The sequence below is a fragment of the Rhodoferax sp. U2-2l genome (assembly GCF_020594515.1).
GTDB lineage: Bacteria > Pseudomonadota > Gammaproteobacteria > Burkholderiales > Burkholderiaceae_C > Rhodoferax.
Map to the genome: position 1 here is coordinate 202884 of NZ_JAJCTH010000003.1, position 20363 is coordinate 223246.

Below are 20363 nucleotides of genomic sequence, written 5' to 3' on the forward strand. Positions count from 1 at the left end.
CGGTGATCCTGCCTGGCGGTGATGCAAGCTCCCTGGCTGCCGGTGCGCAATGCATCCGGGCTGGCGGGCTGCTGGGCTTGCCCACCGAGACCGTCTACGGCCTGGCGGCCGATGCGGACAACGATGCCGCCGTGGCTCAGATTTTCACCGCCAAGGGCCGCCCGGCTGACCACCCACTGATCGTGCATGTGGCGGATGCGTCAGCGGTGGATCATTACGCCAGTGAGGTGCCGGACTTTGCCCATGCGCTGATGGCCGCTTTCTGGCCCGGTCCGCTGACGCTGATCCTGCCGCGCCGCCCCGGCATCGCCAACGCCGCGGCGGGTGGCAACCCGACGGTGGGGCTGCGTTGTCCGTCGCATCCGGTGGCGCAGGCCTTGTTGCACACTCTGCTGGGCGGGCCAGAGGTCCATCGGGGTCTGAATGAGGGACAGGTGCCAGTGGCATCTGCGAGTTCGGCTGTGCGCGAAAAAGAATTGGAATCTGACCCCAATTGCTCCTGTGACTCCATTTGTTCTCGCGTCTGGGGTCTGGCCGCACCCAGCGCCAATCTGTTTGGCCGGGTCAGCCCGACCACCGCGGCGCATGTGCAAGGCGAGTTTGGCGCGGCGTTGTTGATCCTGGATGGCGGTCCCTGCAGCGTGGGCATCGAGTCCAGCATTGTCGACTGCACCCGTGGCCAGCCGGTGCTGCTGCGCCCGGGCGCCATCACGCCGCGGCAGATCGAAGCCGTGTGCGGCATGCCGGTGCGGCAAAAGGACGCGTTGGCCGACCAGAAGGCGCCAGCGCCGAAGGCCTCGGGCACCCTGGAGTCCCACTACGCGCCGCGCGCCCGGGTGCGGCTGATGGCGGCGGCATCGCTGCAGGCTGAGCTGGACGCGCTCGCCACGTCAGCCGCTCGGGTTGATGCGGCTCAACGCAGCGCGCCGCCCGATACCGCTGTTTGGTCACGCTCGGCCGTCCGACTACCGGCAGGACGGGTGATCGGCCAGGCCATGCCGGCCGATCCGGCGGCCGCAGCGCAGCAATTGTTTGCCACCTTGCGCGAGCTCGACGCGCTGGGCGTGAGCCAAATCTGGGTGGAGGCGCCACCCGCCAGCCCGGACTGGGACGGCGTGCGCGACAGGCTGCAGCGCGCAGCGCATTGAGGCGCTGGCGCGGCTTAGCGGTAGCGCAGCTTCATGACCAGAATGGCCGCCGCCAAGGACACGGTGATGGCGTTGGAAATCACGATCGGCCACGCCTGCAGCAGCAGGCCATAAACCAGCCAGCCCGCCACCCCGGCGGTGAACACGCTGTACATGCCCAGCGAGATACCGCTGACATCCTTGGTCTGAAAAGTGTGCCAGGCCTGGGGCAAAAAACTCACCGTGGTCAGCGTGGCGGCGATCGAGCCAATGATGTCAATCAAAGTCATGGGGTCATGGGGTGAAGTAGGGCCCGATTGTCGGACAAGCGCCCCTGCAACCGCAGCGCAGCGTTGTCAGCGGCCCACAGTGATGGTGCTGGATGGGTTGGCCACGCCCACCGCCCAGTCCACCAGCGCATCCATGGCCGGGCGCGCGGCACCGGCGTTGGGGTGGTTGATGAGGGCCACCAGCACCAGATGGCGGCCGTGGCTTGCATGCACATAGCCGGCCAGCGCCAGCACATCGCGCAGGCTGCCAGTTTTGAGGTGGGCGCTGGCCAGCGCGGCGCGACTACGTTTGAGCGTGCCATCCAGCCCCACCACGGGCAGCGAGGCCATCAGCTCGGGCATGAAGGGCGACGCATAGGCCACCTGCAACAGCCGCGCCAGACCGGCTGCGCTGATACGCTCCTGGCGCGACAGACCGGCGCCGTTGTCCAGCACCGGTGGGGGCAGGGTGCCGACGCGCCGCCCCCACCACTGCTGCAGCACGTCGCGCGCGCCCTCAAAGGTAGCTGGGCTGCCCGGTGTGGCCTCACGCGCCAGCGTCAAAAACAGCTGCTGGGTCATGACGTTGTTGCTGAATTTGTTGATGTCGCGCAGCACGTCAGCCAGTGGGGGCGAGGTGGCTTCCAGCGTGGGTGGTGTGGCCGGTGCGTTGCCCGCGCGCACCTCGCCACTGAGCTGGCCACCCAGGTCCAGCCACATGCCCGCCACGGCGCGCGCCGCGTAGCTGGCCGGGTCGACATAAGCCACCGGCCAGGACTTTTCACCGCAGCTGGCCGGGTAGCTGCCCTTGAGCACGACGCGGCTCGGATCCGAAAAGTCGGCCTGCAGGCCTGCGCGGTAATCGCCGCAGGGTGCCTCCGGCTTGTCAGCCAACGGCACGCGGCTTGGCAGGCGCAGGTGGGCCAGCGGTGGCTCGGTGTGGATGTGCGCCACCCGCTGCGCCGCGTCGGGCACAAAGTGCATCACCAGCGACTTGAAGTTGACCAGCAGCGCCTCGGGCGTGGCGTTGTAAGGGCGCAGCGGCTCGCCGTCAAAGTCGCCCGGCTGCAGCGCGGGCGGGGCAAAGGCGCTGTGGTCCAGCAGAATGTCGCCCTGGATGCGGCGAATGCCCAGCCCCTGCACCCGGCGCAGCAGCAGCCAGAGTTTTTCCACACTCAAAGCCGGGTCGCCCTGGCCCGCGATCACCAGGTTGCCGTACAGCGTGCCGTTCTTGACCTGGCCGTCAACCCACACCGGGGTGCGCCAAGTGTAGGCCGGGCCGAGCAGGTCCAGCGCGGCGGTGGTGGTCAGCAGTTTCATCACCGAGGCAGGGTTGGCCAGCACGTCGGCACGGTGGCTCAGGCGAGGGGGGCTCAGCCCATCGGCGTCCACCAGCAGCAGGCTGACGGCTTCTGGCGGCACCTGCGCGCGCGCCAAAGCGCTTTGAAAGCTGTCTGGCAGCGGCTGAGCCAGCGTCATCAGGCTGAACAGGGTCAGGCCCAGCGCCGTGGACCAGGGAAGAAGTTGGCGCAGAGGTCGGTTCAAAAAGGGGGTCATGGCTGGATTATGCGAGGCCAGGCAGGCGGTTCTGCAGCTGTGACGTGGCGGCTGGCCGGGTTGTGGCGCGCCCACGGATAATGCGGGGCATGCCTGATGTCCGACACCCCGTTCTTGCGCGTTTTTCACCCCGCACGGTGGGCATCGCCGCGGCTGTGGTCACGGTGCTGATCTGGACCTCGTTTATTTTGGTCGCCCGCGCATCCAGTGACCCGGCGCGCGGCGGTGTGCTGACCCCGTTTGACATCGCCTACTGCCGCATTCTGGGCGCCAGCCTGATCCTGCTGCCCTGGGGCGCCTGGCTGGTGCGCCAGGACCGTGCGCGTGGCGTTCTGGGTGCGTCCTGGCTGCGGGTGTCGCCTTTGCCTGCCCACATCACCGTCAAGCTGGGTTTTTTTGGTGGGTTGCTGTATGCCCTGCTGGCGTACAGCGGGTTTGCGCACGCACCGGCGCTGCACGCCTCGGTGTTGATGCCGGGCAGCCTGCCGCTGTGGACGGCGCTGCTGGCGCTGTGGCTGCTGCGTGAACGCATCACCCCGGCCCGGGCGCTGGGTTTGGCGCTGATTGTGCTGGGCGATCTGCTGGTGGGTGGTTTGAGCCTGCTCGGGGCGTTTGACGGCGGTTCGGTCTGGCTGGGTGACGTGTTGTTCATGACGGCAGCCATGTGCTGGGCGGTTTACAGCGTGCTGGCGCGGCACTACAAGCTTGACGCGGTGCGCGCCACCATCGCCATCACCACCCTGGCCGCAGTCACCTTTTTGCCGATGTACACCGCGCTGGCGTTGACCGGCATCATCCAGTCCAGCCTGTTCCATGCCCCGCTGGCGGATATCGCGTTTCAGGCCATGTTCCAGGGCTGGGGCTCGGTGGTGATCTCCGGGGTGACGTTCACCCAGATGATCCGCCACTTTGGCCCGGTGCGCTCGACCATGATCACCGCCGTGGTGCCGGGCCTCTCCGCCCTGGGTGCGGTGCTGCTGCTGGGCGAGCCGCTGCACTGGAACCTGGCCGTGGGCCTGCTGCTGGTCACGGCGGGCATATTGTTTGGCGTGCGGGCAGGCGTGCCGGTTGCTTCGAAAAAAGTAGCTGCCACTGCCGCTTAGATAACGTTGGAGACCGATGTGATGTGTCATGTTTATTTGTCGGCCAGGTGCTGGTCATGAATCTGCTGGCGCTGGACACCAGCACCGAGCAGATGTCGATGGCGGTGCAGCGCCGCGGTGTGGCAGCGCCCTGGCAGCACACGGCGGCGGGTGGCGCGCACAGCTCCACGCACCTGATTCCAGAGATCCAGCGCCTGATGGTGCAAGCCGACCTGCGGTTTGACCAACTCGATGCCATCGTGTTTGGCGCCGGGCCGGGCTCGTTCACCGGCCTGCGCACCGCCTGCTCGGTGGCGCAGGGCCTCGCGTTTGGCGCGGGGGTGCCGGTGCTGCCGGTGGACACGCTGCTGGCCGTGGCCGAAGACGCGCGGTGGCAACTGGGCCGCGCAGGCGGCTTGCGCGTCACCGCGCTGCTGGACGCGCGCATGGACGAGTTGTATGCCGCCAGCTACGACTTTGGCAGTGGTTCATGGACGCAGCACCAGGGTTACCGCCTGATCAAGCCGGAAGCCCTGGCCTGGGACGGCCGCGGTGTGCTGGCTGGCAATGTGTTTGCCGCCTACGGCGCGCGGCTGCCCGATGGCCCGGGCCAGCGGCTGCTGGCGCTACCGACGGCCAGCGCCATGCTGCGCCTCGCACCGGCTTTGCTGGCCGCCGGTGCCGCGGTCAGCGCCGCCGAGGCCCTGCCCACCTACATCCGCGACAAGGTGGCGCAAACCACGCTGGAGCGTGCGGCGGCCAAGGCGGGTGCATGAACGCCCAACTCTCACCCCTGGAGGCGCGTTTTGAGCCGATGTGCGAGTCCGACCTGGACGCCGTGCTGGTGGTGGAGCGGCAGGTCTACCCACACCCGTGGCAGCGGCGCCACTTTGCCGACTGCCTGGCGGGTGGCTACCAGGCGCAGCGCTTGATGGCGGGTGACACCTTGCTCGGCTATTTTGTCGCCATGCCCGGTTTTGAAGAGGTGCATCTGCTCAATTTGGCGGTGGCACCCGAGCACCAACGCCAGGGTTGGGCCCAGGTGATGCTGGACGCGCTGGTGCTGTGGGCGCGCGGCCAGGGTCTGCAGTGGGTCTGGCTGGAAGCGCGGGTCAGCAACACCCGCGCGGTGCAGGTGTACCAGGCGCACGGCTTTCGTTGTGTGGGCACGCGCAAGCAGTACTACCCGGCCAGCCTGGGCCAGCGTGAGGACGCGCTGGTGATGAGCCTCAAGCTGGACGCCGCAGCCTGATACACGCTGACAAATGCCGCCCGCCCGGTGGGTGAAAATCAAGCCATGAACCTCGACCTCGATTCCCGTCAACGCGCCATGCTGGCCGAGATGGGAGTGCACGTCTGGCGGCCCGCCAGCGCGGCACCGCAGGCGGCGCTGGCGCCTGTGCTCACCGTTGACCCGCCGGTTGACAGCGACCCTCGACCCGCTTCGGTGGCTGTGGCAAGTCACCTGGATGCCGTGGCGGCGGCAGATCAAGCTCGCCAAGACCCGGCGTCTGCCAGGGCGCTTGCGCCATCCGCCGCCGCAGAGGTGACCCCGGCGCCCACACCGGCCCCGGCTGCGCCCGCCGAACCCCTGCCGCTGCAACCGCCAGCGCAAACAACCCGCCGTGCGACAGTTCGCGGACCTGCGCCGACCCTGGTCACCCAGCTGGCCCCCGGTATCGCGCAGATGGACTGGCCTGCGCTGCACGCCAGCGTTGCCACCTGCCAGGCCTGCCGCATGTGCCTGGGGCGGCGCACACCGGTGCTGGCGGCGACTCGGGCCGATCTGCGCGCTGACTGGCTGGTACTGGGTGAGCCGCCGGATGACGCCCAGGAGCGCGCCGCCGAACCCTTTGTCGACGACGCGGGGCTGTTGCTGGACAACATGCTCAAAGCGGTGGGTGTCCAACGTGTTTTGCCCGCCGTCGCGCCCGATGCCGAGCCACACGCCGCAGACCTACCCGACCCGGCCCACACCGCCTACCTGAGCCTGGTGCTGAAATGCCGCCCGGCCCTGCCCACCACGCCGGACGCACCAGCGTTGGCGGCCTGCGCCCATTATTTGCGGCGCGAAATCGCGCTGGTTCGGCCCAAAGTGATTCTGGCCATGGGCCGCCTGGCCATGCAGGTGTTGCTCAGTGAAGACCATCCCCAAGGATTGCGGCTGCCGCTGGGCAAGCTGCGTGGCCAGGTCTGGCACTACCAGGGCGTGCCGGTGGTGGTGACGTATCCAAGCGCCTACCTGCTGCGTAACGCGCCCGACAAGGCCCGCGCCTGGGCAGATTTGTGTCTGGCGGCCGATGTGGCGCGGGGCGCGGCCCGGCCAGGTTAACTGACGCGGCCTCCAAGCACCCCGGACCCTGATGGAAGAAGGCATGGATGCCGGGTTGTCGCCCGGGATGACAACCCTGTGCTTTCTCTTTAACGGCTGAGACCGTCGGCGGCTCAAGGCCGGGCAGGTGTCAGGTGGTCCCGGTCCGGGCGATGGTAGGGATCGATGTGGGTCAGCAGGTGCAACACCCGGTGGTGTTGCGTGACCCGCTGTTGCGCCGCCACGGTGATGTCATGGGCCTGCTCCACGGTCAGGGTGGCCAGCACCTCCAGGTGCGCGTCCACCACAATCATGTCGCCCATCTTGCGCGTGCGCACATCGTGCACGCCGCTCACCCCGGGGGTTTCCAGAATGGTCTGGCGAATGGCCTGCACCTCGGCGTCGTCTACCGCGCGGTCGGTCAGGTCATGCAGCGCGTTCCAGCCAAAGCTCCAGCCCATGCGCGTCACCATGAAACCCACCAGCGCGGCCGCAATCGGGTCCAGGATCGGGTAACCCATCAGGTTGCCGATGATGCCCACGCCCACCACCAGCGACGAGGCCGCGTCAGAGCGCGCATGCCAGGCGTTGGCCACCAGCATGCTGCTCTTGACCTTTTTGGCCACCATCAGCATGTAGCGAAACAGCAGCTCCTTGGCCACCAGCGTGCCGCCCGCCACCCACAGCGCAGAGATATGCACGATCGCAATCGTCTCGGGCGTCTGAAGTTTGCTCACCGCCGACCACAACATGCCCAGCCCCACCACCAGCAGCAGCAGGCCCAGCACCAGCGAGGCAGCGGTCTCGAACCGCTGGTGCCCGTACGGGTGGTCGTCGTCGGCGGCTTTCTGGCTGTGGTGGTTGGCAAACAGCACCACAAAATCGGCGATCAGGTCGGACAGCGAATGCACGCCGTCGGCAATCAGCGCCTGCGATTTGGAAAACACCCCCACCACCAGCTGCAGCACGGTCAGCACCAGATTCACCCCCACGCTCACCCAGGTGCTGCGCGACGCGGCGCGAGCGCGCTCGGCAGAGGTGAACTGCGGGTGGTTCTGGTGATCAGAGAGTGGGTCGTGCTGCATGGGTGACATCGTGGCGCTACAGGGAAAGGCAGGGCAGTTTAGGTGTTTTGACGGGCTGGCGGGTTGACCTGGGGCGGGCCATGCGCACCGACCTGCGCTGATTCTTACAATCTGGTCATGAACTTCACCCACATGCTCCAGCGCGCCGAGCGCCAAAACCAGTCTTTGTTGTGCGTGGGCCTGGACCCCGATCCAGCGCGCTTTCCCGCCCATTTCAAGGGCGATGCCAGCAAGATTTACGACTTCTGCGCAGCCATCGTTGACGCCACGGCGGACCTGGCGATCGCCTTCAAGCCCCAAATTGCCTACTTTGCCGCCCACCGCGCCGAAGCGCAGCTGGAGCAGCTGATTGCGCACATCCGCCGCGCCGCACCCCAGGTGCCGGTGATTCTGGACGCCAAACGCGGCGACATCGGCAGCACCGCCGAGCAATACGCCGTCGAGGCGTTTGAGCGTTTTGGGGCCGATGCGGTCACGCTGTCACCCTTCATGGGGTTTGACTCGGTGCAGCCCTACCTGAAACACCACGGCAAGGGCGCGTTTTTGCTGTGCCGCACCTCCAACCCGGGGGGTGACGATTTCCAGAACCAGCGCCTGGCCAGCGTGGCCGGTGAGCCACGGTTGTACGAACACATCGCGCAACTGGCGCAGGGTCCGTGGAACCTGAACGGCCAGCTGGGCCTGGTGGTCGGGGCGACTTACCCGGCGGAGATTGAGCGTGTGCGGGAACTCGCACCCACGCTGCCGCTGCTGATTCCCGGTGTAGGCGCGCAGGGCGGCGACGCGCTGGCCACCGTCAAAGCCGGTTGGCGCAGCCGGGTCGGGGCCGATGGCACCAGCGAGACCACGGGTGCCATCATCGTCAACTCGTCGCGGGCGATTCTGTATGCGTCCAGCGGCGACAACTTTGCCGATGCGGCGCGGGCCGAAGCACTGGCCACCCGCGAGCTGTTGCAGGCGGCGCGTCTGGCAGCCTGAGCGTCAGCGCCGACGGATCCATGTCGGGCGAGGTGGCTGGCAGCTTTTGAATAGATTGCTGTGCGCCCCCTAGCAAGCGGGGCTGGGGGCTGAAAAGTCTCACAATTTGAAGACGGACACGGTGTCCACCAGGCTTTTCGCCTGCTGCTCCATACTGCTGGCGGCGGCGGCAATTTCTTCCACCAGCGCGGCGTTTTGCTGGGTCGCCTGGTCCATGTGCGCCACCGCTTCCACCACCTGCGCCACGCCCGAGGCCTGCTCGTTGCTGGAGGTGCTGATTTCGCCCACAAGGTCGGTCACCTGGCGGATGCTGCTGACCACCTCATCCATGGTGCTGCCGGCCTGATCGACCAGCGCCGTGCCTTGTGCCACGCGCTGCACGCTGGCGCTGATCAGGCCCTTGATCTCTTTGGCGGCCTCGGCACTGCGCCCGGCCAGCGAGCGCACTTCAGCTGCCACCACCGCAAAACCGCGCCCCTGGTCACCGGCGCGCGCCGCTTCCACGGCGGCATTGAGCGCCAGGATGTTGGTCTGGAAGGCAATGCCGTCGATCACGCCGATGATGTCGGCAATGCGTTTGGAGGACTCGTTGATGTCCTTCATGGTGTGCACCACCTGGCCCACCACCTCGCCACCTTTGAGCGCCACCGCGCTGGCGGTTTGTGCCAGCTGGTTGGCGCGCTGCGCGTTGGCGGCGTTTTGCTGCACGGTGGAGCCCAGTTCTTCCATGCTGGCCGAGGTTTGCTCCAGCGCGCTGGCCTGGGATTCGGTGCGGCTGCTCAGGTCGTTGTCGCCCTGGGCGATCTCGGCGCTGGCGGTGGCCACGCTCTCCGAGCCCTGGCGCACCTGCTGCACCACGCCCGCCAGCTTGTCGCGCATGGTGGCCAGCGCCTGCATCAGCTGGCCCAGTTCGTTGTCACCGTGCGCCTGCACCCGGATGCGCAGGTCGCCCTCGGCCACGGCGTGGGCCACTTGCAGCGCCTGGGCCACCGGCTCGGTCACGCTGCGGATGAACACCCAGGACAGCCACAGCGCGGCCATCAGACCGCTCAGCTGCACCAGCGCCACGATGATCGCGGTCCGGTATTCGTTGTGCAAACGCGCGTTGAGCTCGTCCACCAGGGTCGTCATGGCCAGGGCATTGAACTCGAACAGCCCGTCGATGGTGCGGGTGAAGGTGTCGAAATAGTCCACCGCAGGCAGGGTCAGCTCGTTAGCCAGGATGATGTTGTCATGGGCCAAGGCCAGCGTCTTGTCCACCGCCAGACGGTTGGACTCGGCGGCGGCCTCCAGGGCGGCCCTCATGCGCTGATTGGCCTGGGTGGCCATCGCCACCTGGCGAAACATGCTGGCCTGCAATTCGGTGGCGCGTTTGCGCAGCGCCGCCAGCGTGGCTTTGCCTTCGGGCGGGGCCTCCCGCTTGGTCAGGAAACCGCTGCCCATGGCGCGCATGATGCCCATATTTTCGGCCAGCCAGGGCATGTCGGCCATGGTGGCGCGAATCAGCGCATAGGTGTCGGCCTGGGGCTCCAGACTCAGGCCGAATTCGTCCAGCAGCTCTTCGCCCAGTTGCAGCTGGCCGGTGATGATTTGCGTGTGCCGCTGGGTGCTCTCAGCCGCCGTGATGCCCTGGTTGGCCACGTTTTGCTCCAGCGCCATCCATAGCGCCTTGAGGTCGCTCCAGCGTTTTTGCAGGCCGGGTGACACCCCGGCGGTGCTGAATTCACCCTCCATGGCGCTGATGGCGGTGTTGAGCTTGTCGCGCAGGGCCGGGCGGCGCGCGGCCAGCGCCTCGTTGCCACTGAGCATGCTGGCCGACATGCCGCGGTGGGTCTGGCTGAACTGGATGACCTTGTTCAGCGCCACCAGCGGCGCGGTGCCTTGCAGCTCACGCTGCGCCACGGTGATGTCGGCGAGCGAGCCCTTGAAGTACAGCCCCGACGGGATGGCGATCATCACCAGGGCCACCAGACCCAGAATCAGGAACTTGTGGGCGAGCTTCATATGGTGCAGCAGCGGCATGGAAAATCCTCCTGGGGACATTTTTTTGGGGTGGCTTGTTCGCATGATATCGACAACCGCCCCGGTCGCCATGCGGCATTTGAAAAGCTGTCAAAACACGACAAAAATCTGGCCCTGATCCTCGAATTTAAAGGGTAACGAGCTATAAAAATTGACGACGGTTCAGGGCGCGAACGCGGCGCAGACCAGCTCAGGGCAAGGGTACCGGTCCGCCACCCACTTCGAGTCGCGCCTTCAAAAAACCGCCCGTGCCATAACGCGTGACCCGGCTGTAAAAGCGGCGTTTGAGGCCCTGCACCATGGCGGAATACGCTTCCAGCAGCGGCGGCAGGATGGTGAAGCTGTCGTAATTGACCACCACCGCCACCCGGTGGCCCAGCGGCTGCAGCAGCTCGGTAACAGCCGTCTCGATGGCGCTGATGTCCTCCAGGCTGTCGATGGCCAGGCCCTCAAAATTGACGAACAGCAGGCGTTGCGCACGGTCCAGCTCCAGGCGCTGCGCCAGCGGGGTGCTGAGCAGCCGCTCGCGCAGGCCCAGCGGTTCGGGTTGGAACAGGGCGGCGTCCATCAGTTTCAGGTGGGGGCTGATGGCGGGGGCGAAATCCATTTGCGCCAGCACGTCGCGCTGCAGGTCCACGCCGGGCGCGATCTCGATCAGTTCCAGCGCGGGCGCCTCCACCGTGCCGATCAGGCGCAGCACGCAGCGCTCGGTCACATACAGCACCCGCTGGCCGCGGCGCAGGGCCTCACGCGCGCTGAAGGTGCGGTGCTCCACCTGCTGCACAAACTTGTGCTGGCTGCCTTCTGCATCAATGTGCAGGTGACCCTCCGCCACGCGGGTGACCAGGTCGCCCGCCGTGAAGGTGCCCACAAACACCACCGTTTTGGCGTTCTGGCTGATGTTGATGAAGCCGCCCGCACCGGAGAGGCGGCCACCGAACTTGCTGACGTTCAGATTGCCCTGCGCGTCGGCCTGCGCCAGCCCGAGGTAGGCAATGTCCAGCCCGCCGCCGTCGTAAAAGTCAAACTGGTTCGGCTGGTCAATGATGGCCTGGGCGTTGATGGCGGCGCCAAAACTCAGGCCACCGGCGGGTATGCCGCCAATCACGCCGGGCTCGGCGGTGAGCGTGAGCAGCTCAAACACCTTTTCTTCCGCCGCCACCGCCGCCACGCCCTCGGGCATGCCGATGCCCAGGTTCACCACGCTGTTGGGGCGTAATTCGAGCGCGGCGCGGCGGGCAATCACCTTGCGTTCACTCAGCGGCATCGACGCCATCAGGTCGATCGGCACACGGATCTCGCCCGAATAGGCCGGGTTGTAGGCCTCGACAAAGGTCTGCATGTGGTAAGCCGGGTTGCTGGCCACCACCACCGCATCCACCAGCACGCCGGGCACCTTGACACTGCGCGGGTGCAGGGTGTTGCGCTCGGCCAGCCGTTCCACCTGCGCAATCACAATGCCGCCGCTGTTGCGCGCCGCCATGGCAATCGCCAGCGCTTCCAGTGTGAGGGCTTCGCGCTCCATGCTCAGGTTGCCGTCGGGGTCGGCAGTGGTGGCGCGGATGATGCCCACCTGGATCGGCAGCGCCTTGTAGAACAGGTAGTCGCGCCCGTCGATGGTCATGCGCTGCACCAGGTCGACCGTGGTGCGCGCGTTGATCTTGCCGCCGCCATGGCGCGGGTCGACAAAGGTGTCCAGCCCCACGTGGGTCAGCGTGCCGGGCTTGCCCGCCGCGATGTCACGAAACAGGTGGGTGATCACGCCTTGTGGCAGGTTGTAGGCCTCGATCTGGTTGTCGATGGCCAGCTGCTGCAGCGCCGGCACCAGCCCCCAGTGCCCGCCAATGACCCGTGCCACCAGGCCCTGATGGCCCAGATGGTTGAGGCCGCGGGTTTTGCCGTCGCCTTGACCGGCGGCGTAGATCAGCGTCAAGTCACGCGGGGCACCCAGGCCAGTTTCAATCTGGGTTTGCAAAAAACGTTCTTCCAGCGCCACGGCAATTTCTTCGGCAAAACCGATGCCAACAAAGCCGCCGGTGGCCACCGTGTCGCCGTCGTGGATGAGGCGCACGGCTTCTGCCGCGCTGACCACTTTGTTGCGCCGCGCGCCGGGGTGGTGGAGGTCATCGATCTGGGTGTGCACAGGCAGCTCCTAAAAAAGTCGACATCCTGCAGAGCGCCGGCCGATGCAGCCTGTGGCACGCGGCACACGCTGGCCCCGATGTGCTGGCGGTCGCTCTGGCCGCAGTCTAATCCTTGGGCGGCGCATCCGGCCAGTCCGTCATGGCGGCCCAACCACCCGACGCATGAAACCCGGCTGTCACGGCGGTCTCCGACCCGCCCTCCATGCCCCGACTACCTGCGTCACAGTTGATGACCGGGACGACAGCTTGGTGGTGTTGCGTCAAACATCCAAACGCTGCGCGGTGTCACAACAGCCGCGCCAGATACCGCCCGGTGTGGCTGGCGGGGTTTGCCGCCAGGGCTTCGGGCGTGCCCACACCCACCACGGTGCCACCGCCGCTGCCACCTTCGGGGCCCATGTCGATCAACCAGTCGGCGGTTTTGATCACGTCCAGGTTGTGTTCGATCACCACGATTGTGTTGCCCGCGTCGCGCAGCTGGTGCAAGACTTGGAGCAGCAGGGCGATGTCGGCAAAGTGCAAACCCGTCGTGGGTTCGTCCAGGATGTAGAGCGTGCGGCCGGTGTCGCGTTTGGACAATTCAAGGGCCAGTTTGACGCGCTGCGCCTCACCGCCTGACAGCGTGGTGGCGGCCTGCCCCAGGCGGATGTAAGAGAGGCCCACGTCCAGCAGGGTGTGCAGCTTGCGCGCGATGGTGGGCACGGCTTTGAAGAACTCGTGCGCGGCTTCCACCGTCAGGTCCAGGATTTGCGCGATGTTTTTGCCCTTGTAGAGCACTTCCAGGGTTTCGCGGTTGTAGCGTTTGCCCGCACACACGTCGCAGGGCACATACACGTCGGGCAAAAAGTGCATTTCCACCTTGACCATGCCGTCGCCCTCGCAGGCCTCACAGCGCCCGCCGCCGCTGGCCTGGCTGACGTTGAAGCTAAAGCGACCCGGGCCATAGCCACGTTCACGGGCGGTCGGCACCTCGGCCATCAGCTCGCGGATCGGGGTGAACAGGCCGGTGTAGGTGGCTGGGTTGGAGCGCGGTGTACGGCCAATCGGCGACTGGTCGACGTTGATCACCTTGTCGAAATACTCGATGCCTTCGATGGCGACGTGTTCGGACGGCTCGTCATGCGCGCGGTAGATGGTGCGCGCCACGGCTTTGTAGAGCGTGTCGTTGACCAGCGTGGACTTGCCTGAGCCCGACACACCGGTGACACAGGTGAACAGGCCAACTGGAAACGCCACGTCCACGTTTTTCAGGTTGTGCCCGCTGGCGCCAATGACTTTCAGCGCCTGCATGTCACCCAGTGTGGCGTTGTGTAACGCTTCCCGCTCGGCGCGCCGCACCGCTGCCGGGCTGGGCGCGAAGCGGCTGGCTTTGCCACCGTTGAAGGCTTTGGGCGCCTGGGTGGGTAACCAGGCGGTGCGTTTGTCCGGCACCTCAATCTTGAGCGTTTGCGCCAGATACTGGCCGGTCAGCGAGTTGGGATTGGCCAGGACTTCATCAAACGTGCCCTGTGCCATGACGCGCCCGCCGTGCACGCCGGCACCGGGACCGAGGTCGATGATCTGGTCGGCGGCGCGCATCATGTCTTCGTCATGCTCCACCACCAGCACGCTGTTGCCGATGTCGCGCAGGTGCTGCAGGGTGCTGATCAGGCGGTCGTTGTCGCGCTGGTGCAGGCCGATGCTGGGTTCGTCGAGCACATACATGACACCGGTCAGTCCGCTGCCGATCTGGCTGGCCAGGCGGATGCGCTGGCTCTCACCGCCGCTCAGCGTTTCGGCGCTGCGGTCCAGGCTCAGGTAGGTCAGGCCCACGTCGTTCAAAAATTTCAGGCGCAGGCTGATTTCACGCACGATCTTGGCGGCGATGTCGCCTTTGGCGCCGGCCATTTTCAAGGCGCTGAAATAGCCAAAACACTCGGCCAGCGTCAGGTGGTTCAGCTCAAAGATGGCGCGCGCTTGCGTGGCCTCGCCAATTTTCACGTGGCGTGCTTCCCTGCGCAGGCGGCTGCCAGCGCAGTCCGGGCAGGGCTGGGTCCCGCGGTAGCGCGCCAGGTCTTCGCGCACCACACTGGAGTCGGTCTCGTGGTAGCGCCGCTGCATGTTGGGGATGATGCCCTCGAACGGGTGTTTTTTGCTGACCTTCTTGCCCGCCGCGCTGGCGTCCATGGCGTAGGCAAATTTGATCTCTTCCTCACCCGAGCCAAACAACACCGCGTGCTGGATGGCTTGGGGCAGCGACTCAAACGCCGCGTCAATGTCAAACTTGTAATGCGCGGCCAGGCTTTCCAGCATGGCAAAGTAATAGGCGTTGCGCCGGTCCCAGCCCTTGATGGCGCCGCTGGCCAGGCTCAGGCTGGGGAAGGCCACCACCCGCGCCGGGTCGAAGTAGTCCTGCTGGCCCAGGCCGTCACAGCTGGGGCAGGCGCCCACCGGCGAGTTGAACGAGAACAGCCGTGGCTCCAGTTCGGCAATCGAATAGCTGCAGACTGGGCAGGCGAATTTCGCGTTGAACAGGTGCTCGTTGGGCTTGTCGCTCGTGTCCTGATGGCTTGCGCTGCCTGGCATTTCAACAACAATGGCGCGACCGTTGGCGAGCCGCAGCGCGGCCTCGAAACTCTCGGCCAGGCGCTGTTTCAGGGCGGTGTAGTCGGCGTGGGCGGCCAGTGTGTCGGGGTCAATCACCGCATCTTCACCATCCACCGTTTTGTCGGCTGCTGCGCTGGCCAGGGGCGCGTGGCGCACCTTGATGCGGTCAATCACCACGTCGATGTCGTGTTTTTCGGTTTTTTTGAGCGCGGGCAACTGGTCAAACTCATACGCCACACCGTTGATCCTGAAGCGCACATAACCCTGCGCCTGCATGTCGGCAAACACGTCCAGAAACTCGCCTTTTTTCTCGCGCGCCAGTGGGGCCAGGATCATCAGCCGTGTTTCTGAAGGCAGCGCCAGCGTGGTGTCCACCATCTGGCTCACGGTCTGCGATTGCAGCGGCAGCTGGTGGTCCGGGCAATACGGTGTGCCAGCGCGGGCAAACAGCAGGCGCAGGTAGTCGTGGATCTCGGTCACCGTGCCCACAGTGGAACGCGGGTTGTGGCTGGTGGCCTTTTGCTCGATGGAAATCGCCGGCGACAGGCCTTCGATCACATCCACATCGGGCTTGTCCATCAGTTGCAAAAACTGGCGCGCGTAGGTGGACAGGCTCTCCACATACCGGCGCTGGCCCTCGGCGTAGAGGGTGTCAAACGCCAGGCTGGACTTGCCCGAGCCCGAGAGGCCGGTGATCACCACCAGCTGGTTGCGAGGGATGTCGAGGTCGATGTTTTTCAGGTTGTGCGTGCGCGCACCGCGGATGCTGATGTGCTGGTGTTGCAGCGCACGGGCGAGGTACTTGCCGTCTTCCGCGTGTTCAAAAGGAAGGCCGTCGGTCGGGGTATTCAAGGCGTTGGGGGCTTCTAAGAGGGCCGGTGAAAATGCACCAGAAAACCTGCCATGATAGTCATTCCCAGGGGTGTCAACGGCTGCAACCGGTGATTCTGGACGTGCGCCTGCCCGGCAAAAACCTGACAATGACTTGCTGACGTCGCAAACTGACTGGGCAGCGCAGTGCATCATTGCGGCGGCGCAAGCCCTCAATACCGGGCACCCCAAGCGGTGTTGGGCCCAGGATGGGCGGTGTGGTTGCCCGTCTGTTGTCCAAGTCACTGATGTAAACTCATTTTCAAACTGGGCGTGTTTGCCCGCACCCCCGGCAACCCGTTCGTCAGGCCCTGGTCCCGCCTGGTCGTGCTGCCCGGTGCAACCGCTGCACGCGCTGGCCTTTGTTGAAATCTGCGTTCATGTGTCCAAACTACCCGAAAACACCCACCGGCTTGTCCGGTCAAAGGTCGGCAGCCCGCCGCAGTCCGGGGCGCCCGGCGGTGGTTGCCAAGGAAAGCCAGGCGTTGATGGACAGCTGGGTCAGCCAGGCGGCCGTCGGCTCGCGGCTGGTTGATGTCGTGAAGGTCGTTTCCGTTTGAAGGAAGAGGCCAGCCCCTTGCAACCAGGTCAGGCCATGACCTTGGCGCGGCACGCTCACCCCTACCCGAACGCGTTTGGCCTGGCCCTGCTGGGGTTGGCGATCCCGTTGTGGTGGTGGGTGTCACAGTCTGTGCCGCAGCCGGTGATGGCGTCGCGCAGCTTTGTTTTTTTTCACATGGCCGTGGAGCTTTTTGCCGTGGTGGTGGCGATGCTGGTTTTTGTCACCGGTTATCGCGCCATCGTGTCGAATCGGGCCCCTGCGGCGATGCTGCTGGGCATCCTGTTCCTGGGGGTTGGCCTGCTCGATTTTTTCCACCTGATGAGCTTTGTGGGGATGCCCGATGCCATCCGTCCCGACAGCCAGCACCAAGCCATGTTGTTCTGTTTGGCGGCGCGTTTGCTGGCTGCCGTTGCCTTGCTGATGTACGTCTGGCAGGGGGAGGCTGCCGCGGTCAGCCGTCGGCGCAGGCGCGTCGCGTTGCTTGGGATGCTGGGGGTGGTTGGCTTGCTGGCGGCCCTTGGCTGGAGATGGCCGCAGCAGGTGCCTGCGCTGTTGGTGCCCGACGCTGGTTTGACGCCGCTGAAAATGGGTCTGGAATGGCTGATCATGGCCATCCACTTGAGCACCATCGGGGTGCTTTGGCAGCGCCGCCGGGCGTTGCAGCACGAATTTTTCATGGCGATGGTCTTCGCTGCGGGCTTGTCGGCGGTGTCAGCGTTGTTTCTCACCTTGCTGACCCAGGTGGGCCACGATGCGGCGAGTGCCATCGGCCATGTCTACAAAGTGGCCGCTTATCTGTATGTGTTTCACGCCATCTTCAACGAGGCCCTGAAGCGCCCTTTGCAACGCCTGGAAGTGCAGCAATTGCGCGAGAAACAGGTGTTGAGCGTGGCCCCGGACGGCATTTTGTGGGTTGACCACAGCGGCAAAATTCTGCTGGCCAACCCCGCCATGACCACCTTGTCGGGTTACACGGCAGACGAGTTGCGGGGGCAAAACGTTGACATTTTCTTGCCCGCCCACCTGCGCGGGCGCCACGCGGCGTCGATCAAGGCGCATTTCCTGGCACCGCGCAACAGGGCCATGGGCATGATGGACTTGACCCTCATGCGCCGTGATGGCCAGAAGCTGCCCGTGGACATCTCCCTGGGGCACTGGGAGGATGGTGGCACGCCCTACGCCATTGCCTACATCCGCGACCTCACCGAGCGCAAGCAGTTTGAAGATTCGCTCAGACACCAGGCCACCCACGACAACCTCACCGGCTTGCCCAACCGCTGGCTGTTTCGCCTGCAGCTTGACCAGGCGCTGGCGCGCGCGGCGCGTTCAGGCAAGCATGTGGCGGTGATGTTCATCGACCTGGATTTTTTCAAGAACATCAACGACGGTTTTGGCCACAGCACCGGCGACATGCTGCTGGTGCAGGCCGGTGCGCGCCTGCGCAGCGTGCTGCGTGAACATGACACGCTGGCGCGCCAGGGTGGGGATGAATTTGCCGTGCTGCTGGCCGATCTGGACAGCCCTGAGGACGCACTGGGTGTCGCCAACAAGCTGCTTGCCATCCTCAAAACGGCCTATGTCCTGAAAGATCAGGAGGTGTATTCGGGGGCCAGCTTAGGCTTGGCGTTTTACCCCGGCGATGCCGACACCAGCGAAACCCTGCTGCGTAACGCCGACATGGCCATGTACCAAGCCAAGGCCAACGGTCGCGGTGGGTGCGCCTTCTATTCCAAGGAGATGGACCAGTTGGCGCATCACAACATGCAACTGCACACCGATTTGAAGGCCGCCATCGCCCGCCAAGGTCTGCAGCTGCACTACCAACCGCAAGTGGACGTGGCAACGGGCGAGGTGGTGGGGGCCGAGGCCTTGTTGCGTTGGTTTGACCCGGAGCTGGGCCCCATCTCGCCGGCCCGTTTCATTCCGGTGGCGGAGGCCACGGGCTTGATCCTGCCGCTGTCGGAGTGGGTGCTGGAAACCGCTTGTCGGCAAATTGCCGCGTGGACGCAGGCGGGCACACCGATCCAGGTGGCGGTGAACTTTTCGGCGCAACAGTTTCGCCAGCGTGATTTGCCTGAGCAGGTGCGCCGGGTGCTTGAGCGCACCGGTGCCCTGGCGCAATGGCTGACCATTGAAATCACCGAATCGGTGGCCATGACCCGACCCGACCAGGCGCGCGAACAGTTCGAGGCCCTGGCGGCCATGGGCTGCAGCGTGGCGCTGGATGACTTCGGTACCGGCTATTCGTCCTTGGCTTACCTCAAGCTGCTGCCGATTCACAAGCTGAAAATTGACAAGAGTTTCATGGATGGCATTCCCGACGATGCCAGTGATGCCGCCATTTCGCGCGCCATCATTGCGCTGGCCAAGAGCCTGGGCATGACATTGATTGCCGAAGGCGTGGAAACCGATGCGCAACTGGCCTTTTTGCGCCAGCACGGCTGCGAGGCCTACCAGGGCTGGCTGTATGCCAAGGCGATGCCGGCGTCAGAATTGGGTGAGCTGCTGCAGGCTGTCCGGTCATGATGCCCGGCACGATGACGCGCCTGGAGCTGCGCGCCAACCTCTCGCTGGCCTCGATTTTTGGCCTGCGCATGTTGGGCCTGTTCATGATCGTGCCGGTGTTTGCCCAAGAGGCGGCGCACTACCCGGGCGGTGACAACACCCGCCTGATCGGGCTGGCGATGGGCATCTACGGTCTGACACAGGCCGCGCTGCAGTTTGTCTATGGCCTGGCTTCCGACCGCTTTGGCCGCAAGCCGGTCATCGTGGCGGGACTGCTGGTGTTTGCCTTCGGCAGTCTGGTGGCCGCTGTCGCGCCGTCGCTGCTGTGGCTCACGGTCGGGCGGGCGCTGCAGGGTGCCGGTGCGGTGTCGGCCGCGGTGACGGCTTTGCTGGCCGATCAGACGCGCGATGGGGTGCGCACAAAGTCCATGGCGCTGTTGGGGGTCAGCATGGGGCTGACCTTTGCACTCTCGCTGGTGGTGGCGCCAGTGCTGGCCGCGTGGGGCGGTCTGGCGGCCATTTTTGGCTTGACCGGTGTGCTGGCGCTGCTGGGCATTGCGGCCGTGATTTGGTGGGTGCCGCCCGAGCCTGCCCTGCACCGCCAGCAGCCGGGTGGGGTGCTGGCGGTGCTGCGTTTGCCGGATCTGTTGCGCCTGAACTATGGCGCTTTTGTGCTGCACGGGGTGCAGTTGGCCATGTGGCTGGCCGTGCCTGCGATGCTGGTGCAGGCGGGTTTGCCGCCAAGTGCGCATTGGCAGGTCTATCTGCCGGTGCTGGTGGGCTCGTTTGTGGTGATGGGCGGCAGCTTTTTCCAGCTGGAAAAGCGCGGGTGGGTGCGCGGGGCCTTTTTGACTTCGGTGGCCTTGATGGGCCTGGTGCAGTTGGGTTTGTGGTGGCAAGTCGAGCGCCAGCCCCCCGTTTACCTGGTTGGCGCGCTGTTGTTCTTGTTCTTTTATGGCTTCAATGTGCTGGAAGCCTGCCTGCCCAGCATGGTCTCCAGGCTGGCCCCGCTGCAGACGCGCGGTGCAGCGCTGGGCGTCTATAACACGCTGCAATCGCTGGGTTTTTTTGCCGGTGGTCTGCTGGGTGGCTGGGCCATGCAGTGGGGTGGCGCCCAGGCGCTTTTTGCCGGCTGCGGCGTTTTCATGGCGATCTGGCTGCTGCTGGCCTGGCGCATGCAAATACCGCAGGTCCAGGCGCTGCAGGCGCAGGTTAAAGCCTGATAAAGTGTCCGTTTGCAAGCAAGACCCGCTTGCGCCTCAACC

General features: G+C 65.5%; 14 protein-coding genes. 8 read left to right on the forward strand and 6 right to left on the reverse strand.

The window, feature by feature from the left end:
* Positions 1 to 2: 2 nt before the first annotated feature.
* Positions 3 to 1148 (forward strand): L-threonylcarbamoyladenylate synthase, encoded by a 1146-nt coding sequence (locus LHU53_RS04095; RefSeq protein ID WP_227330813.1) that lies wholly within the window; start codon positions 3 to 5, stop codon positions 1146 to 1148.
* 14 nt (positions 1149 to 1162) lie between these two features.
* Here LHU53_RS04095 and LHU53_RS04100 read toward each other — a convergent pair whose 3' ends face one another.
* Together LHU53_RS04100 and dacB are read right to left on the reverse strand one after the other, a co-directional pair.
* Positions 1163 to 1417, reverse strand: a complete 255-nt coding sequence (locus tag LHU53_RS04100; protein WP_227330814.1) for a SemiSWEET transporter — start codon at positions 1415 to 1417, stop codon at positions 1163 to 1165.
* A gap of 66 nt (positions 1418 to 1483) precedes the next feature.
* Complete coding sequence (dacB, locus tag LHU53_RS04105; RefSeq protein ID WP_227330815.1) at positions 1484 to 2953, reverse strand: D-alanyl-D-alanine carboxypeptidase/D-alanyl-D-alanine-endopeptidase; 1470 nt, start codon at positions 2951 to 2953, stop codon at positions 1484 to 1486.
* An 89-nt stretch (positions 2954 to 3042) separates the two neighbouring features.
* Between dacB and LHU53_RS04110 the strand changes: the two genes are divergently transcribed.
* The 4 genes from LHU53_RS04110 to LHU53_RS04125 are packed head-to-tail and all read left to right on the forward strand — an operon-like array spanning position 3043 to position 6367.
* Complete coding sequence (locus LHU53_RS04110; RefSeq protein ID WP_227330816.1) at positions 3043 to 4056, forward strand: DMT family transporter; 1014 nt, start codon at positions 3043 to 3045, stop codon at positions 4054 to 4056.
* 56 nt (positions 4057 to 4112) lie between these two features.
* Entirely contained in the window at positions 4113 to 4811 is a 699-nt protein-coding gene (gene tsaB / locus LHU53_RS04115; RefSeq protein ID WP_227330907.1) for a tRNA (adenosine(37)-N6)-threonylcarbamoyltransferase complex dimerization subunit type 1 TsaB, read from the forward strand.
* Entirely contained in the window at positions 4808 to 5287 is a 480-nt protein-coding gene (gene rimI / locus LHU53_RS04120) for a ribosomal protein S18-alanine N-acetyltransferase (RefSeq protein ID WP_227330817.1), read from the forward strand. The genes tsaB and rimI overlap by 4 nt, the downstream gene beginning before the upstream one ends.
* A gap of 45 nt (positions 5288 to 5332) precedes the next feature.
* Positions 5333 to 6367, forward strand: a complete 1035-nt coding sequence (locus LHU53_RS04125) for a uracil-DNA glycosylase (protein WP_227330818.1) — start codon at positions 5333 to 5335, stop codon at positions 6365 to 6367.
* Positions 6368 to 6480: 113 nt separating this feature from the next.
* Here LHU53_RS04125 and LHU53_RS04130 read toward each other — a convergent pair whose 3' ends face one another.
* Positions 6481 to 7431 (reverse strand): cation diffusion facilitator family transporter, encoded by a 951-nt coding sequence (locus LHU53_RS04130; protein ID WP_227330819.1) that lies wholly within the window; start codon positions 7429 to 7431, stop codon positions 6481 to 6483.
* 117 nt (positions 7432 to 7548) lie between these two features.
* On the opposite strand from LHU53_RS04130, the gene pyrF reads away from it, so the two are divergent.
* Positions 7549 to 8409, forward strand: a complete 861-nt coding sequence (gene pyrF, locus LHU53_RS04135; protein WP_227330820.1) for an orotidine-5'-phosphate decarboxylase — start codon at positions 7549 to 7551, stop codon at positions 8407 to 8409.
* A 99-nt stretch (positions 8410 to 8508) separates the two neighbouring features.
* On the opposite strand, the gene LHU53_RS19795 is transcribed toward pyrF, so the two are convergent.
* From LHU53_RS19795 to LHU53_RS04150, 3 genes are all read right to left on the reverse strand, one after another.
* The gene (locus LHU53_RS19795; protein WP_304621921.1) at positions 8509 to 10431 is read right to left on the reverse strand and encodes a methyl-accepting chemotaxis protein; all 1923 of its coding nucleotides are present in this window, start codon (positions 10429 to 10431) and stop codon (positions 8509 to 8511) included.
* 190 nt (positions 10432 to 10621) lie between these two features.
* The gene (locus LHU53_RS04145) at positions 10622 to 12574 is read right to left on the reverse strand and encodes an acyl CoA:acetate/3-ketoacid CoA transferase (protein ID WP_227330821.1); all 1953 of its coding nucleotides are present in this window, start codon (positions 12572 to 12574) and stop codon (positions 10622 to 10624) included.
* 286 nt (positions 12575 to 12860) lie between these two features.
* Positions 12861 to 16013 (reverse strand): excinuclease ABC subunit UvrA, encoded by a 3153-nt coding sequence (locus LHU53_RS04150; protein WP_370632217.1) that lies wholly within the window; start codon positions 16011 to 16013, stop codon positions 12861 to 12863.
* A gap of 595 nt (positions 16014 to 16608) precedes the next feature.
* Between LHU53_RS04150 and LHU53_RS04155 the strand changes: the two genes are divergently transcribed.
* Positions 16609 to 19119, forward strand: a complete 2511-nt coding sequence (locus tag LHU53_RS04155; protein ID WP_227330822.1) for an EAL domain-containing protein — start codon at positions 16609 to 16611, stop codon at positions 19117 to 19119.
* An 11-nt stretch (positions 19120 to 19130) separates the two neighbouring features.
* Complete coding sequence (locus LHU53_RS04160) at positions 19131 to 20321, forward strand: MFS transporter (protein ID WP_227330909.1); 1191 nt, start codon at positions 19131 to 19133, stop codon at positions 20319 to 20321.
* Positions 20322 to 20363: the final 42 nt, after the last annotated feature.

Coding starts and splice junctions, on each gene's coding strand:
- LHU53_RS04100 (WP_227330814.1), bottom strand. CDS start 1,417: ATGACTTTGATTGACATCATTGGCTCGATCGCCGCCACGCTGACCACG.
- dacB (WP_227330815.1), bottom strand. CDS start 2,953: ATGACCCCCTTTTTGAACCGACCTCTGCGCCAACTTCTTCCCTGGTCC.
- LHU53_RS04110 (WP_227330816.1), top strand. CDS start 3,043: ATGCCTGATGTCCGACACCCCGTTCTTGCGCGTTTTTCACCCCGCACG.
- tsaB (WP_227330907.1), top strand. CDS start 4,113: ATGAATCTGCTGGCGCTGGACACCAGCACCGAGCAGATGTCGATGGCG.
- rimI (WP_227330817.1), top strand. CDS start 4,808: ATGAACGCCCAACTCTCACCCCTGGAGGCGCGTTTTGAGCCGATGTGC.
- LHU53_RS04125 (WP_227330818.1), top strand. CDS start 5,333: ATGAACCTCGACCTCGATTCCCGTCAACGCGCCATGCTGGCCGAGATG.
- LHU53_RS04130 (WP_227330819.1), bottom strand. CDS start 7,431: ATGCAGCACGACCCACTCTCTGATCACCAGAACCACCCGCAGTTCACC.
- pyrF (WP_227330820.1), top strand. CDS start 7,549: ATGAACTTCACCCACATGCTCCAGCGCGCCGAGCGCCAAAACCAGTCT.
- LHU53_RS19795 (WP_304621921.1), bottom strand. CDS start 10,431: ATGCCGCTGCTGCACCATATGAAGCTCGCCCACAAGTTCCTGATTCTG.
- LHU53_RS04160 (WP_227330909.1), top strand. CDS start 19,131: ATGACGCGCCTGGAGCTGCGCGCCAACCTCTCGCTGGCCTCGATTTTT.